Annotated in this window: 12 protein-coding genes; 6 read left to right on the top strand and 6 right to left on the bottom strand. The window is 71.9% G+C overall.

The window, feature by feature from the left end:
- Positions 1 to 23: 23 nt before the first annotated feature.
- The 5 genes from FHY03_RS17780 to FHY03_RS17760 form a co-directional block, all read right to left on the bottom strand.
- Positions 24 to 1,355: a HAMP domain-containing sensor histidine kinase gene (locus tag FHY03_RS17780; protein WP_183931866.1), complete on the bottom strand. Its 1,332-nt coding sequence runs from the start codon at positions 1,353 to 1,355 to the stop codon at positions 24 to 26.
- 2 nt (positions 1,356 to 1,357) lie between these two features.
- The gene (locus FHY03_RS17775; protein ID WP_183931865.1) at positions 1,358 to 2,038 is read right to left on the bottom strand and encodes a response regulator transcription factor; all 681 of its coding nucleotides are present in this window, start codon (positions 2,036 to 2,038) and stop codon (positions 1,358 to 1,360) included.
- A 310-nt stretch (positions 2,039 to 2,348) separates the two neighbouring features.
- Entirely contained in the window at positions 2,349 to 3,518 is a 1,170-nt protein-coding gene (locus FHY03_RS17770) for a glutathionylspermidine synthase family protein (protein ID WP_183931864.1), read from the bottom strand.
- 14 nt (positions 3,519 to 3,532) lie between these two features.
- Complete coding sequence (locus FHY03_RS17765) at positions 3,533 to 4,273, bottom strand: PspA/IM30 family protein (RefSeq protein ID WP_183931863.1); 741 nt, start codon at positions 4,271 to 4,273, stop codon at positions 3,533 to 3,535.
- A gap of 28 nt (positions 4,274 to 4,301) precedes the next feature.
- Positions 4,302 to 4,730 carry a YjfI family protein gene (locus tag FHY03_RS17760; RefSeq protein ID WP_221190308.1) on the bottom strand — a complete coding sequence of 143 codons (429 nt, stop codon included), beginning with the start codon at positions 4,728 to 4,730 and terminating at the stop codon, positions 4,302 to 4,304.
- An 87-nt stretch (positions 4,731 to 4,817) separates the two neighbouring features.
- Between FHY03_RS17760 and FHY03_RS17755 the strand changes: the two genes are divergently transcribed.
- The 6 genes from FHY03_RS17755 to FHY03_RS17730 all read left to right on the top strand — a co-directional run bounded on the left by FHY03_RS17755 (position 4,818) and on the right by FHY03_RS17730 (position 12,778).
- Positions 4,818 to 5,459, top strand: coding sequence for a DUF2491 family protein (locus FHY03_RS17755; protein WP_183924461.1), 642 nt, complete (start codon positions 4,818 to 4,820; stop codon positions 5,457 to 5,459).
- A 233-nt stretch (positions 5,460 to 5,692) separates the two neighbouring features.
- Positions 5,693 to 6,109, top strand: coding sequence for a DUF350 domain-containing protein (locus tag FHY03_RS17750; RefSeq protein WP_183924463.1), 417 nt, complete (start codon positions 5,693 to 5,695; stop codon positions 6,107 to 6,109).
- 7 nt (positions 6,110 to 6,116) lie between these two features.
- A complete protein-coding gene (locus FHY03_RS17745; protein ID WP_183924465.1) occupies positions 6,117 to 6,761 on the top strand; it encodes a DUF1190 domain-containing protein in 645 nt (214 codons plus the stop codon).
- Between the two features lie 320 nt (positions 6,762 to 7,081).
- Positions 7,082 to 8,389 carry a nicotinate phosphoribosyltransferase gene (gene pncB / locus FHY03_RS17740; RefSeq protein ID WP_183931862.1) on the top strand — a complete coding sequence of 436 codons (1,308 nt, stop codon included), beginning with the start codon at positions 7,082 to 7,084 and terminating at the stop codon, positions 8,387 to 8,389.
- Positions 8,390 to 8,449: 60 nt separating this feature from the next.
- Entirely contained in the window at positions 8,450 to 9,229 is a 780-nt protein-coding gene (locus FHY03_RS17735; RefSeq protein ID WP_183924469.1) for a metallophosphoesterase, read from the top strand.
- A gap of 198 nt (positions 9,230 to 9,427) precedes the next feature.
- Positions 9,428 to 12,778 carry a glycosyltransferase gene (locus FHY03_RS17730; RefSeq protein WP_183931861.1) on the top strand — a complete coding sequence of 1,117 codons (3,351 nt, stop codon included), beginning with the start codon at positions 9,428 to 9,430 and terminating at the stop codon, positions 12,776 to 12,778.
- A gap of 166 nt (positions 12,779 to 12,944) precedes the next feature.
- On the opposite strand, the gene FHY03_RS17725 is transcribed toward FHY03_RS17730, so the two are convergent.
- Entirely contained in the window at positions 12,945 to 14,123 is a 1,179-nt protein-coding gene (locus FHY03_RS17725) for a Gfo/Idh/MocA family protein (protein WP_183924473.1), read from the bottom strand.
- Between the last annotated feature and the right edge of the window lie 24 nt (positions 14,124 to 14,147).

Here is a 14,147-nt window from a genome sequence, read left to right as displayed (position 1 = left end):
CGCCGCCGCCCGCTCCCTCGCGCCTACGCCCCCTCCACCCGCAGCGTCATCACCGCCTCCAGTCCCGGCGCGGCGTCGGTGAGGGTCAGCGTGCCGCCGTGGAGCCGCGCCACCGCCTCGATCAGTGGCAGCCCCAGCCCATGGCCGGGCCGATGCCGGCTGGTCTCGAGCCGACCGAAGCGGCGCAGCGCCAGCGCGTGCGCCTCGGCCGGGATCCCCGGTCCGTCGTCGCGCACGCGCAGCGCTGCCATCTCCCCTACGCGCGCCAGCGTCACCGCCACGCTCGTTCCCGCCGGCGTGTGGTGGAGCGCGTTCTCGATGAGGTTGAGCAACGCCTGGCTCAGCAGCTGCGGGTCGCCGCGCACCGTCAGCGGCGCGAACGGGCCACCGCTCAGCTCCTGGCCGCGCTCCGACGCGGCCGCGGCGAGCGTCTCGCATGCCTGCTCCGCCAGCGCGGCGAGGTCGACCGGGCGGAAGCCGGCGCGGCGCTCGCCCGCGGTCACCTCGGCGATGCGCAGGATCGCGGCGAACAGCGCGAGCACGTCGTCACATGCCGCCAGCACCGCCTCCAGCTCCTCGCCGGACACGCTCGGCCGCTCGGCCAGCCGCGCCAGTCGCGCGCGCAGCCGAGCCAGCGGGGTACGGAGGTCGTGCGCCACGTCGCTGCTGACCTCGCGCAATTGCTCGACCAGCGCGGCGATGCGATCAAGCGCGCGGTTGAACGCTTCTGCCTGGGCGGCGAAGGCGCCGCCGCGTGCCGGCACGGGGACGCGTCGACTGAGATCGCCGTCGATGATCGCCGCGGCGGTGGCACGCACCTCGCCGATGCGGCGACGGACGATCCAGCCGAAGCTGGCGGTGCCCGCGAGCACCACCGCGAGCAGTGCGCCGAAGCCGATGAGGTAGAGCCGCACGCGCGTCGCGCCATAGCCGTCGATCGGCTCGGTCTCCGCGATCGTGATCAGCCGCAGCCCGCCGCCCGCGTCGCGCGCCTGCGCGCGGCCGGCGCTCAGCCCGACGATGCCGTCGCGCCGCTTCAGCGTGGTGAAGCCGAGCGGCACCGCCCGTTCCAGCACGACGTTGCCGCCGATCCGCCGCCCGCGCGAATCCTCCAGCTCAAAGCCGATGTCGCCGGTGTCGCGGCGGCGGGAGAAGGCGTCGATGCGGCGCAGGATCGCGCGCGAATCACCCGGTGCCACCGCGCTCAGCATCGCGTCGCCGACCTCGCCGATGCGCCGATCGACCGCGCTCACCACCGCGGCGCGCGACGCGGCATAGGTGAGATAGCCCGCGAGCACCGCCGCCGCGGCGAAGGCGGCGAGGAAGAACAGGGTCAGCGCGCGCAGCGACGACATGCTCAGGCGCGCAGCATATAGCCGACGCTGCGTTTGGTGACGATCGGGTCGGTCTCGCCGGGCGCGCACAATTTGCGCCGCAGCGAGCGCACCTGGACGTCGACGATGTTGGTGCTGGGCTCGAAGTCATAGCCCCAGACGCGCTCGATCAGCATCGCCCGGGTCAGATAGCTGCCCGCGTGGCGCGCCAGCTCGGTCAGCAAGCCGAACTCGAGCTTGGCGAGATCGAGCGCGCGGCCGTTGCGCCAGGCGCGGTGCTGGCCGGGGCTGACGACGATGTCACCCGCGCGCAGCGTATCGCCGTCGCCGCCCTGCTGCTGCCAACCACGCGCGCGCAGCAGCGCACGCAACCGCGCCTCGATCTCGCTGGCGGGCGTGGGCTTGACGACGTAATCGTCCGCGCCCGCCTCCAGCCCGTTGACCTTCTCGACCGATCGGCCGAGGGCGGACAGCATCAGGACGGGCAGCGTCTGGCCGCGCTCGCGCGCGTGGCGCACCACCGCGGCGCCGTCCATCTGCGGCAGCATGCGATCGAGGATCACCGCGTCATAGCGGTCGCGCTCCAGCGCGAGCAGCGCATCGCGGCCGTTGTCGGCGACGGTCACCTGATGGTCAAGCGCGGCGAGATCCTCGCGCAGCGCGGCGGCATAATCACGGTCGTCCTCGACGATCAGCAGCTTCATCGCGTCCTCGTTGCCCCGGCCTCTCCTTCTTAGGCGGCGGGGCGGCGAAACTCACGCGCGATCGGCCGAGCGGGTATGGGAAGGGCGGGGCGAGTGGTGGCGGGTGGGAAGGCTCGAGTCGGTTGCTGGCAGAGGGCCACCCATCACTTCTCCGTCATCCTGAACTCGTCTCAGGACCCACGGTCCCGCAGCCACCTCCTGCTGTGAGAGTGCGGCACGGTGGATCCTGAAACGAGTTCAGGATGACGCTCGGGGGAAAGTGGAGCCATGCCGCCGCATCCCCACCCCACATCCGCGCCATCCGACAAAGTCACACGATCGCGTGCGGCACGTAGCGTGCGAGGTCGCGCGTGATCGGGCCGTCGTCCTCGCGCATCGACAGCGCCACCGGCTCGTCGCCGACGATCCACGATCCCACCACCGCGTGCTGGCCGTCGAACACCGGCAGCGGCTGATAGGCTTGGATGATGTGCCCCTCCTCGCCGTAGCCGCCCGCCAGCGGCGCGGCCGCGTCGCCGTCTTCGGCGCCGACCAGGGCGATGTCCCAGCCCTCGCGCGAGAAGAGCGGCTTGCGGACGTGGCGCGGGCCGATCGCGGCGGCGCCCTCCGCGTCGTCGGCGAAGGCGGCGGGGAGCAGATTGGGGTGGCCGCGGTGGCGCTCCCACAGCAGGGGCAGGATGCCCTTGTTCGACAGCAGCGCCTTCCACGCCGGCTCGAGGAACAGGGTTTTGGTCGTCGGCAGCTGCGCGGCATAGGGTTCGCGCAGCATGTCCTCCCAGGGATAGAGCTTGAACAGCGCGCCGATCAGCAGCGACTCGTCGTCGACGAAGGCGCCCTCGGCGTCCACGCCGATCCGGTCGATCGCGACGAACTGCGGGTCGAGCCCGGCCTGGCGCGCGACCTCCTCGAGATAGCGCACCGTCTGCCGGTCCTCGATCGAGTCCGCCACGCTGCTGAAATGGACGAGGCTGCGCGGCGTGAACAGGGTCGCGAACCGTTCCAGCAGCGCGTCGTGTAGGCGGTTATACTGGTCGGCGTCGGCCGGCAGCGTGCCGTCGGCGACGCGATCCTCCAGCCACTGCCACTGGAACAGCGCGGTCTCGTACAGGCTGGTCGGCGTGTCGGCGTTATACTCGAGCAACTTGGCCGGGCCGGTGCCGTCATAGGCGAAGTCGAACCGGCCATAGAGCGACGGCGCTTTCGCGCGCCACGACGCCGCCACCATGTCGCGCATCTCGGCCGGGATGGCGAGCCGCTGCATCAGCGCGTCGCTCGCCACCACCTCCTCGACCAGGGCGAGACAGAGCTGGTGCAGCTCGCCCGAGGGCGCCTCGATCCGCTCCTCGATTTCGTCGAGCGAGAAGCGGTAATAAGCGCGCTCGTCCCAGTAACGCTCGCCGTCGAGATGGTGGAAGGTGAAGCCCATCGCGCGCGCGGTCTCCTCCCATCCGGGACGCTCGCCACTGACGATCCGCTCCACCCGCCGCCGCCCGCTCAGTCGCGCGACGTGTCGCGGCTGCGGTCGTCGAGCCGCAGCGGTTCGCCGCCCTGCTTCGGCGCCGCCAGCCGCGCGAGGATGTCGTCCGCGCTGCTCGACCCCGGCAGCAGCCCGGCGGCCTGGAGCTTGGCGTCGAGGTCGGCGCCGGTGCGCATGTCCTCCAGCTCGGCCGCGGCGCGGAACTTCTCCTCGCGCACCGCCTGCCGCTCCTTGAGCCGCTTGAGGCTGTCCGCCGCCGAGCCGAGCTGCGACGAGGCGCCGCTGGTGTTGGCCGCGATCTGCGCCTGCGCCTGCTGCACGCTCTCGTTGGCGCGCACCACGTCGACCTCGCGGCGCAGCGACTCGATCTTGCCGTCGCCCGACTTGATGATGCCGCGCATCCGGTCCTCGGCGGTGCGCATCTCCTCCACCTGCGGGCGCTTGCCGCCGAGCTCCTGCTCGATCGTCGCCAGCCGCTGCGCCACCTCGCGCGCGAGGTCCATGTCGCCGCGCGCCATCGCCGCGCGCGCCGACGCCTCATATTTCTCCTGCTGCGCGGCGAGTGCCTCGATGTCCTTCTCGATCAGGCGGCGCTTGGCGGTGAGCGTGGCGAGGTCGTCGCGCGCCTTGGCCTGCGCCGCGCCGGCGTCGCGGATCTGCTGGTCGAGGATCGTCAGCGCGCGCGCGTCGACCACCGACTGACCCGCCTCGTGCGCGCTGCCGCGCACCAGGGTGACGAACTGCTTCCACATCGACATGACGTATCGGTCCTTGAGGGAATGAGGGTCAGGCGGCGGCGAAGGCGTCGCGCAGGTCGGCGGCGGCGTCCAGCGCGTTCTGCGCCAGCACGCGCAGCTCGATCAGGATCTCGCGCTCGCTCGACTCGATCGAGAGCTCGCCAATCAGCTCGTAATATTCGCGCCCGTCCAGCTCGGTGATCGCGAAGTTGGACAAAGGCACCAGCTTCTGCGCCTTGAGCAGGAAGCGGTTGAACTTCTCCGCCTCGGGCTGCTCGTCGACCGGCCACAGCAGGGTGGAGACGACGATCTGCTCGCCCGCGCAGCTGACGAACACCGCGAGGTCGCCGTGATCGCGCATCGTCACGCGCAGCACCGGCTCGGCCGACTCGATCCGCTCGACGCTCAGCTCGTCGCGGTGCGCGCCGAGCGCGTCCGCCAGCCGACCGATCGTCCATACCCGCGCCGTGTCGCTCACCGATCGCTGCTCCTGCCGTTCACGCCTGTTGACACCCCCCGCATTAGCCCGCACCCGTCGGCAAGGAAAGGCGCGACGGGTGACGGCATGATCTTCGGCAGCCTCTTCGGCGGCGGGCGCGACGAGGCGGCGCGACCCAGCGTGGCGGTGGTGCGCGACATCACGATCGGGCGGATGGTGCGGCTCGATCCGCTGGCGTGGCGGCGGCTGAGCGGCGGCGTGTTCACGCTCGACCGCGATACGCTCGAGATCACCGCGCAGGGGCTGATCAAGCTCGACGACGGCGGCTATGTGCACCGCTTCTACACCGACGACGAGCTGATGCTCCAGGCGGTGAGCCAGCAGGCGGACGGCAGCGACGCCGACGATTTCACGCTCTTCCGCCCCTGGTCCTCCACCTACGCCAGCGGCGGCTGGGACGACGCCGCCTTCCGCGAGCGCATGACCAGGCCCGAGTGGGTCGAGGGCGGGCTGCCGCCGTTCCGCCGCTACTGGTACGAGGGCGACGACCGCGTCCAGCCGCCGGTGCAATTGTGGGAGGCGCTCTACTACGAGCGCGACGGCGCGCCGGTGAAGCATATTCGCCAGCAATGCATGCTCTACGCGCGCGACCTCGCGCCCGAGGGGCAGGAGCTGCTGCTCGCGGTCGCCACCAGCCCCGAGGGCGGCGACACGACCCACGACCTGATGGTGGGCCTGCCGCTGTCGCCGGCGGAGTTCAGCGCGTGAGCCGCGCCGCTCTTGCTCTTTCCCATCCGGTCATCCCCGCTACCCTCTCGTCATCCCCGCGAAGGCGGGGATCCAGACACGCTGGCGTCGGCGCTGGAGCCGCATCGTCAGCGTCTATGGATCCCCGCCTTCGCGGGGATGACGGGGGTGGGAGAGCGCGGCGCTAGTCTCCGGCGTTTAGACATGCCTTTCCTCAAACATCCGCCCTCGCCACTGACCCGGGAGACGCCATCGTGACGCTCGACCTTCCCGCCTATCTCGCCGGCGTGGGCCATTTCCTGCTCGCGTTCGGGCTCGCCTGCGTGCTGCTCGCGCTGTTCAAGGCGATCTACCAGAAATCCACGCCCTACGACGAGCGCGCGCTGGTGGCGCAGGGCAACGTCGCCGCCGCGCTCGCCTTCGGCGGCGCGATCGTCGGCTTCGCGCTGCCGCTCGCCTCGGCGTTGAGCGAGACCACCGACCCGGTCGAGTTCGTCGCTTGGGCGGTGCTCGCCGGCGCGATCCAGGTGCTCGCCAGCCTGGTGGTGCGCCGCGTCGTGGTGCGCGACATGGCGCGGCGGCTCGAGGAGGGCAATGTCGCCAGCGGCGTCTATGCCGCGGCGACGTCGATCTCGGTCGGGCTGCTCAACGCCGCCAGCATGACCTATTGAGGTCGCCATGACCGACTCGACCGTTCCGCGCCGCCGCCTGCGCTCCGCCGCCGCGGGTCTCTCCGCCGCGAGCGCGCTGGCGATGCTCTCTGCCTGCGACCCGCAGCCGAGCGACGAGCAGGTCTCGCGCGAGCGCTACGGCGCGCCGACCGAGGTCGCCGCCTTCAACAACGTCGACGAGTGCAAGGCCAGCGGCGCCTTCGCGCAGGTGACGTGCGAGGAGGCCGCCCGCAACGCCGCCGCCGAGGACAGCAAGACCGCGCCGCGCTTCGCCGACCGCGACGTGTGCGAGGACCAGTTCGGCTCGGGCAACTGCCTCGTCCGCAACGAGGGCGGGCAGAGCTTCTTCGTGCCGCTGCTGACCGGCTTCATGATCGGGCGGCTGCTCAACGGGCCGGGCTATCGCTACTCGGGCCTGTACCGCAGCGGGCGCGACGACCGTTACTACACGCCGGGCGGCGCCTGGCTGTACGGCGGCGGCTATGGCGGCCGCGGCTATTCCTATCAGGTCGGCTCGCGCGCGGTGACCGCGCCGGTGACGACGCAGCGGATCCAGACGCGCAGCTCGGTGGTGTCGCGCGGCGGCTTCGGCGGGCGCGTCTCGGCGCGGTCGAGCGGCGGCTGGGGCGGGGGACGTTCGTTCGGCGGGTGAGGGGCGATCGGGGAGGAGCGCGTTGACGACCCACGCCGCTTCTTACTCCCGCCGTCCCGTTACTGCCCGCCGTCCCGTTACTGCCCGCCGTCTCGTTACTCCCCGTCATCCCGGACTTGTTCCGGGATCCACCCGTCCGCGAGAGCAGCGGCGTCGGCGTACGCGGAAGGCTAAATTCCGGAACAAGTCCGGGGTGACGTGGGGGGCGGGGAGGAGAAGAAGACGCGTAGCGCGGCACCTCGCCGTCGTGGGCAGCGGATGCGCCGCACCCTCGCGGCCACCCCCTTCATCCCCGCCCGCGCACCGCTTATGCCCCTGGCATGACCACCGTCACCGACATCGCCTCGCGGACCTACAACCACAGCTTCCGGCTCGACCCGATCGTCCGCAGCCTGCTCGACACCGACTTCTACAAGCTGCTGATGCTGCAGATGATCCGCCGCCTCCATCCGGAGACGCGCGCGACCTTCGCGCTGATCAACCGCACGAGGACGGTGCGCCTTGCCGAGGTGATCGACGAGGCCGAGCTGCGCGCCCAGCTCGACCACGCGCGCACGGTGCGCTTCGCCAAGAAGGAGCTGATCTGGCTGGCGGGCAACAGCTTCTATGGCGAGGCGCGGATGTTCGCGCCCGACTTCCTCGCCTGGCTCGCCGACTTCCGGCTGCCCGAGTACGAGCTCCGCCGCGTCGACGGCCAGTATGAGCTGACTTTCGCCGGGCTCTGGTGCGAGACGACGATGTGGGAGATCCCCGCGCTTGCCATCATCAACGAGCTGCGCTCGCGCGCCGCGACGCGCGATCACGACCGCTTCGCCCTCGACGTCCTGTATGCCCGGGCCAAGGCCAAGCTGTGGGACAAGGTCGAGCGGCTGCGGCAGCTGCCCGACCTCGTCATCTCCGACTTCGGCACGCGCCGCCGCCACGGCTTCCTGTGGCAGCGCTGGTGCGTCGAGGCGCTCAAGGAAGGGCTGGGCGAGCGCTTCATCGGCACCTCGAACGTGCTGCTGGCGATGGACGCCGACCTTGAGGCGATCGGCACCAACGCGCACGAGCTGCCGATGGTGGAGGCGGCGCTGTCGCGCGACGACGCCGATCTGGCGGCCGCGCCCTATCGCGTGCTCGAACAGTGGCGCCGGCATTATGGCGGCAACCTGCTGATCGCGCTGCCCGATGCCTATGGCACCGCGGCGTTCCTGCGCGCCGCGCCCGACTGGGTAGCGGACTGGACCGGCTTCCGCCCCGACAGCGCGCCGCCGATCGAGGCGGGCGAGCAGATCATCCGGTGGTGGCAGCAGCACGGCCGCGACCCGCGCACCAAGCTGCTGATCTTCTCGGACGGGATGGACGTCGACTCGATCGAGCGCGTCTACAGCCACTTCCACGGCCGGGTGCGCCTGAGCTTCGGCTGGGGCACCAACCTCACCAACGACTTCCGCGGCTGCGACCCCGACGGCGCGGGCGGGCTGGAGCCGATCTCTTTGGTGTGCAAGGTGACCGAGGCAGACGGTCGTCCCGCGGTGAAGCTGAGCGACAATCCCGCCAAGGCGACCGGCGCTTCCGCGGAGATCGAGCGCTACCTGCGCGTGTTCGGCGCCGACGGGCGGATCGCCCAGCCGGTGCAGGTGTGAGGCGCGGGGAACCGTGCGCGCGCGCTCGCGTCCTATCCATCTGACGAACAAGGGCGACGCATGACCAAGCTGTTCCACGTGAGCGACGTCCATTTCGGTGCGGAGGATCCCGAGGCGGTCGCCTGGTTCCGCGACCTCGTCGCGACGGAGAAGCCCGACGCGGTGATCATGACGGGCGACCTGACGATGCGCGCCACGCCCAAGGAGTTCGAGGCCGGCGGCGCGTGGCTGCGCAGCCTCGGCGTGCCGGTGACGCTGGAGGTCGGCAATCACGACATCCCTTACTACTGGGATCCGATCCGCCGGCTGTTCTCACCCTATTCGCGCTATGCCGCGGTGGAGCGGATGATCGAGAAGCCGCTCGATGTCGCAGGCATCACCGTGGTGCCGCTCAAGACCACCGCGCGCGCGCAGTGGCGCTGGAACTGGTCCAAGGGCCGGGTGAGCAGCGGGTCGCTGCGGCGCGCGCTGGCGCTGATCGCGGCGGCGCCGAAGGATCACCTCGTCTTCGTCGCCGGGCACCATCCGCTGATCGAGGGCGGTACGCGCGGCACCGCGAAGACCCGGAACGGCGACGCCGCGCTGGAAGCGCTCGCCGCCGCCGGGGTGCATGCGGTGCTGTCGGGACATGTCCACGATCCGTTCGACGTACCGTACGAGCGCGATGGTTGGACGCTGCGGCTGATCGGCGCGGGCACGCTGTCCAAGCGCACGCGCGCGACGCCGCCGGCGTTCAACGAGATCCGCGTGTCAGGCGGGCAGTTCGAGACGATCGTCCGCACGCTCTCGCCCCAGCCCGAGCGATCGATCAGCAGCACCGTCGAGGCGGGGCGAGGGTAGGTGGAACTGGTCGTCGCTGGGCTCGACCATCTTTGGTCGTCACCTCGGACTTGTTCCGAGATCCACTCTTCCGCACGAGCAGCGGCGTCGGCGTTCGTGGACGTCTGGATAATACGGCCAACGCGCCTCTAGGTCGCAACCCGTTGTTTACCCTAATTCGCTAGGCGCCGCCCCGACCTACCGGGAGCCACAGCGAGCGTGTCCATCTTCTACGATGCCAGCGGGCGACGCGGGCGCCGCGTCCGCGCGACCCTGGCGCTCGCGGCGCTGGTGCCGCTCGCCGCGCTCGCGCTGCTCGTGGCGCTGCTGGTGCAGCCGCTCGACCGCGTCGCGCCGCGCTTCGCCGACGATGGCACGACGCCCCGTGCGCTCGCTCCGGCGAGCGTCGCCACCCGATCCGGCGCGTGGCTGCCCGCCGCCACCGGTGCGGCGCTGAAGCGCGAGACGATGGGCTTCTACATGCCGTGGGACGCGCCCTCACGCGCCTCGCTGGCGGCGCATCTCGGTGAACTCGACTGGCTCGTCCCCGGCGTCGCCACCGTGACCGGCGCGGACCACCGCCTGACCGCCGAGGACGACGCGACGCTCGCGCCGTTGCTCGCGCGAGCGAAGCACCGGCCGCGCCTGTTGCCGATGGTGCAGAACGCGCGCGCCGACGGTCAGTGGGACGGTGCCGCTACGGCCGCGCTGCTCGCCGACGCCGGCGCGCGCCGCTCCTTCGCCGCAGAGCTCGAATCGCTGGTGGCGCAGCAGCGCGGCGCCGGCGTCATGCTCGACCTTGAGAGCCTGCCCACGGCGGCGCACCCCGATTACCTCCGCTTCCTCGGCGAGCTGCGCGCGCGCTTCGCGCCGCGCGGCTGGGCGGTGATGCTCGCCGCGCCGGTCGCCGACCCCGACTGGGACCTCGCCGCCTACGCGCGCGCCGCCGACCGCGTCGTGCTGATGGCCTATGACGAGCATTGGATGGGCGGCGAGGCCGGTCCGATCGCGTCGCAGCCGTGGTTCGCGCGCGTCGTCGCGCAGGCGGTGGCGCGCGCGGGCGCGGACAAGGCGATCGTCGCGATCGGCAGCTACGCCTACGATTGGGCAGGGCGCAGCACCGAGCCGCGCTCGATCGCCGACGCCTGGGCGATCGCGCGCCGCGCCGGCACCGCCCCGGTCTTCGATCCCGCCAGCGGCAACAGCCATTTCTCCTACCAGCTCGGCGCGGCCCGGCACGACGTGTGGCTGCTCGACGCCGCCAGTGCGGCGAACCAGCTCGCCGCGGTGCGCCGCACCGGCGCCGCGGGCGTGGCGCTGTGGCGGCTCGGCAGCGAGGATCCCGGCGTCTGGCCGCTGCTCGCCGGCCGCGCGCTGCCGGCGCGGCAGACGCTGCCGGCGGAGAACTCGGTCGCGGTCGAGGGCAAGGGCGAGCTGCTCCGCCTGACCGCCGCGGCGTCGCCGGGCGAGCGCAGCTTCGTCGCGCGCGACGGGCTGGTCCGCGACGAGCGTTGGGGGCGGTTACCCGGCCCCGACGTGGTGGAGCGCACCGGCGCGCGGCGCCGGCTGGTCGCGCTGACCTTCGACGACGGTCCCGACCCGCGCTGGACCCCGCGGCTGCTCGACGTCCTCCGCCGCGAGCGCGCGTCCGCTACCTTCTTCGTCACCGGCGCCAACGCGCTGGGGCAGGGGCCGCTGCTGCGCCGCATCGTCGCCGAGGGAAGCGAGCTGGGCAACCACTCGACCACGCACGCCGATCTCGGCCGCCGCTCGGAGGGCGACATCGCCCTAGAGCTGCGCGCCACCGAGCGGCTGGTGGAGGCCTATACCGGGCGCGCGATGACGCTGTTCCGCCCGCCTTTCCTCGGCGACGCCGACCCGGACCGGCGCGACGAGCTCCACGCCAGCCGCGTCGCGGCGCGGCTCGGCTACCTCACCGTCGGCCTCAACGTCGACCCGCTCGACTGGGAGAAGCCCGACGCCGCCACGATCGCGCGCCGCGTCATCGCCGGCGTCGCGGCGGGTACCGCGGACCACCCCGCTCAGATCGTGCTGCTGCACGACTCGGGCGGCGATCGTACCCAGACGTTGGCGGCGCTGCCGGCGATCATCCGCGGGCTGCGCGCGCGCGGCTACGAGCTGGTGCCCGTCTCGAGGCTCGCCGGGCTCTCGCGTGACACGGTGATGCCGACGCTCGCCGCCGGCACCGGCGTGCGCGCCGCGGGCGCGCGGACGCTGTTCGACGGCGCCGCGTGGCTGCGTGACTCGCTCGGCTGGCTGTTCGCGTTCGCGATCGCGCTGGGCATCGCGCGCGCGCTGTCGCTCACCGCGCTGGCGCTATGGCGCCGCCGTGACGCTGTTCCGATCGCACCGCCGCATCGCGTGCCCGGCTTCGTCTCGGTGCTGATCCCTGCCTTCAACGAGGCGCGCGTGATCGAGTCGTCGGCGCGCCGCATCCTCGCCAGCGAGGGCGTGCGCGTCGAGGTGATCGTGATCGACGACGGTTCGACCGACGGCACCTCCGACGTGGTGCGGGCGGCCTTCGCGATCGACCCTCGCGTGCGGCTGCTGACGCTGACCAACGGCGGCAAGGCGCGCGCGCTCAACATCGCGCTGGCGCAGGCGCGCGGCGACGTGGTGATCGCGCTCGACGCCGACACGCAGTTCGAGCCCGACACGATCGCGCGGCTGACGCGCTGGTTCGGCGATCCGGCGATCGGCGCGGTGGCGGGCTGCGCCAAGGTCGGCAATCGCGTCAACCTGATCACGCGCTGGCAGGCACTGGAATATGTCACCGCGCAGCAGCTCGAGCGGCGCGCGCTCGCCGCACTGGGGGCGGTGACGGTGGTGCCGGGCGCGGTCGGGGCGTGGCGCCGCGTCGCGCTCGACGAGGTCGGCGGCTATCCCGAGGATACGCTGGCGGAGGACCAGGACCTCACCATCGCGGTGCAGCGCGCCGGCTGGCGCGTCGCCTGCGACAATGACGCGGTGGCCTGGACCGAGGCGCCCGAGACGATGCGCGCTCTGTTCAAGCAGCGCTTCCGCTGGGCCTTCGGCACGCTGCAATGCCTGTGGAAGCATCGCGCGCTGATCGGGCGCGGGCGGCCGCGCGGCCTCGCCTGGGTCGGCCTGCCGCAGGCGCTGCTGTTCCAGTTCGGCTTCACCCTAGTGGCGCCGCTGATCGACCTCGGGCTGGTCGCCGGCGTCGGCGGCACCGCGTGGCGGGTCTATGACCGCGGCTGGGACGCGGCGGGGGGCGACGCGGCGACGGTGGCGGCCTTCTGGCTCGCCTTCACCGCGATCGACCTCGCCTGCGGCTGGATCGCGTTCCGGCTGGACGGCCGTGAGGCGCGCTTCCCCGCGGTGCGGCTGCTGCTGCAACGCTTCGGCTATCGCCAGATCCTCTACGCGGTGGTGCTGCGCGCGGCCTATGCCGCGCTGACCGGGCCGAAGGTGGGCTGGGGCAAACTGGAGCGCACCGGCAGCGTCGACGCGGGCGCGGCGCCGGTGGCGATGCCGGCGGGCGAGCCGGTGCCTCTGGTGCCGGAGGCGCTGCCGAAGGCAGCGTGAGAGGGGCGGGAGCTAGATCCTCCCTGGCACGGGGAGGGGGACCAGCCGCAGGCTGGTGGAGGGGGCTTTCCACGAGCGCTGCGCTGCGAGGAGAGCCCCCTCCACCACCGCGCTAGCGCGCGGCGGTCCCCCTCCCCGTGCCGGGGAGGAGTAAGTTGCGCCCCGCTCAGCCGCCCTGCACTGGCGGACGCGCGCCCGAGAGCGTGCGCGCCTTGTCCTGCGCGGTCAGCACCAGCTCGGCGGCGAGCAGCGCCTGCGCCTGGTTCTGCGCGACCTCGGTGCGTTCCACCACGTCGGTGACGAACTGCGGCCCGAACGGCAGCGGCACCTTGCTGCAGTCCATGTAGCGCGTGCCCTTCTTGTCCGCGAGGAACAGGTGGTTGCCGCCAGGGCGCCCCTCGATGTCGACGTATTTGCGCAGCTCGATATAGCCCTCGGTGCCGAGGATGAAGACGCGCCCGTCGCCCCAGGTCGGCAGCCCGTCGGGCGTGTACCAGTCGACCCGGACATAGCCCGCGCCGCCGTTGCCGGTCAGCATCATGTCGCCGAAATCCTGAAACCTGGGGTGCTGCGGCGTGGCGAAGTTGCCGACCTGCGACGCCACCACCGAGGCCTCGGTCGAGCCGGTGTAGAAGACGAACTGATCGGCCTGGTGGCTGCCGATGTCGGTCAGGATCCCGCCATAATATTTGACGTCCCAGAACCACTCGGGGCGGCTCGGCGCGCTGACGCGGTGCGGCGCGATGTTGATCGTCTGCACCACGCGGCCGATCGCGCCGGCATGGACCAGCTCGCCCGCCTTGACCGCGGCGCGCACCTCGAGCCGCTCGGAATACATGATCGCGAACTTGCGCCTGGTCTGCGCGATCGTGCGGCGCACCTCGGCGAGCTGGTCCAGGCTGGTGATGCCGGGCTTGTCCGACAGGAAGTCCTTGCCCGCGCGCATCACGCGGACGCCCAATGGCGCGCGCAGGTTGGGAATAGACGCGCTGGCGACGACCTGGATCGTCTTGTCGGCGAGGATCTCCTCCTCGGTGCGCGCCACCTTCACGTCGCCGTAGCGCTTGCGGAAGGGGATCAGTTGCTTGGGGTCGCCGGCGTGCACCGCCACCAGCGTGCCGCCGCCGCGGATCAGCGCGTCGGTGATGGCGAAGATGTGCGAGTGGTCGAGCCCGATCACCGCGAAGCGGAGGCGGTTCTTCGCGCTCGGATCGGGGCCGGTCGGCGCGCCCTCGGCGGAGACGCCGTTGCCCGCCGAGGTCGACTGCGCCCCCGCCGCGCTGGCGAGCCCGGCGCCGACGAGCCCGGCACCGGCGAGCAGGAGGCGGCGATCGATCATGTCCATGGCAGCAGGTCCTCAGGAGAAGGA

It is taken from the genome of Sphingomonas sp. BK345 (assembly GCF_014193845.1).
Classification (GTDB): Bacteria; Pseudomonadota; Alphaproteobacteria; order Sphingomonadales; family Sphingomonadaceae; genus Sphingomonas.
This window is presented reverse-complemented; position numbering and strand designations above follow the sequence as displayed.

Coding starts and splice junctions, on each gene's coding strand:
- pncB (WP_183931862.1), top strand. CDS start 7,082: ATGACCACCGTCACCGACATCGCCTCGCGGACCTACAACCACAGCTTC.
- FHY03_RS17765 (WP_183931863.1), bottom strand. CDS start 4,273: ATGTCGATGTGGAAGCAGTTCGTCACCCTGGTGCGCGGCAGCGCGCAC.
- FHY03_RS17725 (WP_183924473.1), bottom strand. CDS start 14,123: ATGGACATGATCGATCGCCGCCTCCTGCTCGCCGGTGCCGGGCTCGTC.
- FHY03_RS17780 (WP_183931866.1), bottom strand. CDS start 1,355: ATGTCGTCGCTGCGCGCGCTGACCCTGTTCTTCCTCGCCGCCTTCGCC.
- FHY03_RS17755 (WP_183924461.1), top strand. CDS start 4,818: ATGATCTTCGGCAGCCTCTTCGGCGGCGGGCGCGACGAGGCGGCGCGA.
- FHY03_RS17775 (WP_183931865.1), bottom strand. CDS start 2,038: ATGAAGCTGCTGATCGTCGAGGACGACCGTGATTATGCCGCCGCGCTG.
- FHY03_RS17745 (WP_183924465.1), top strand. CDS start 6,117: ATGACCGACTCGACCGTTCCGCGCCGCCGCCTGCGCTCCGCCGCCGCG.
- FHY03_RS17735 (WP_183924469.1), top strand. CDS start 8,450: ATGACCAAGCTGTTCCACGTGAGCGACGTCCATTTCGGTGCGGAGGAT.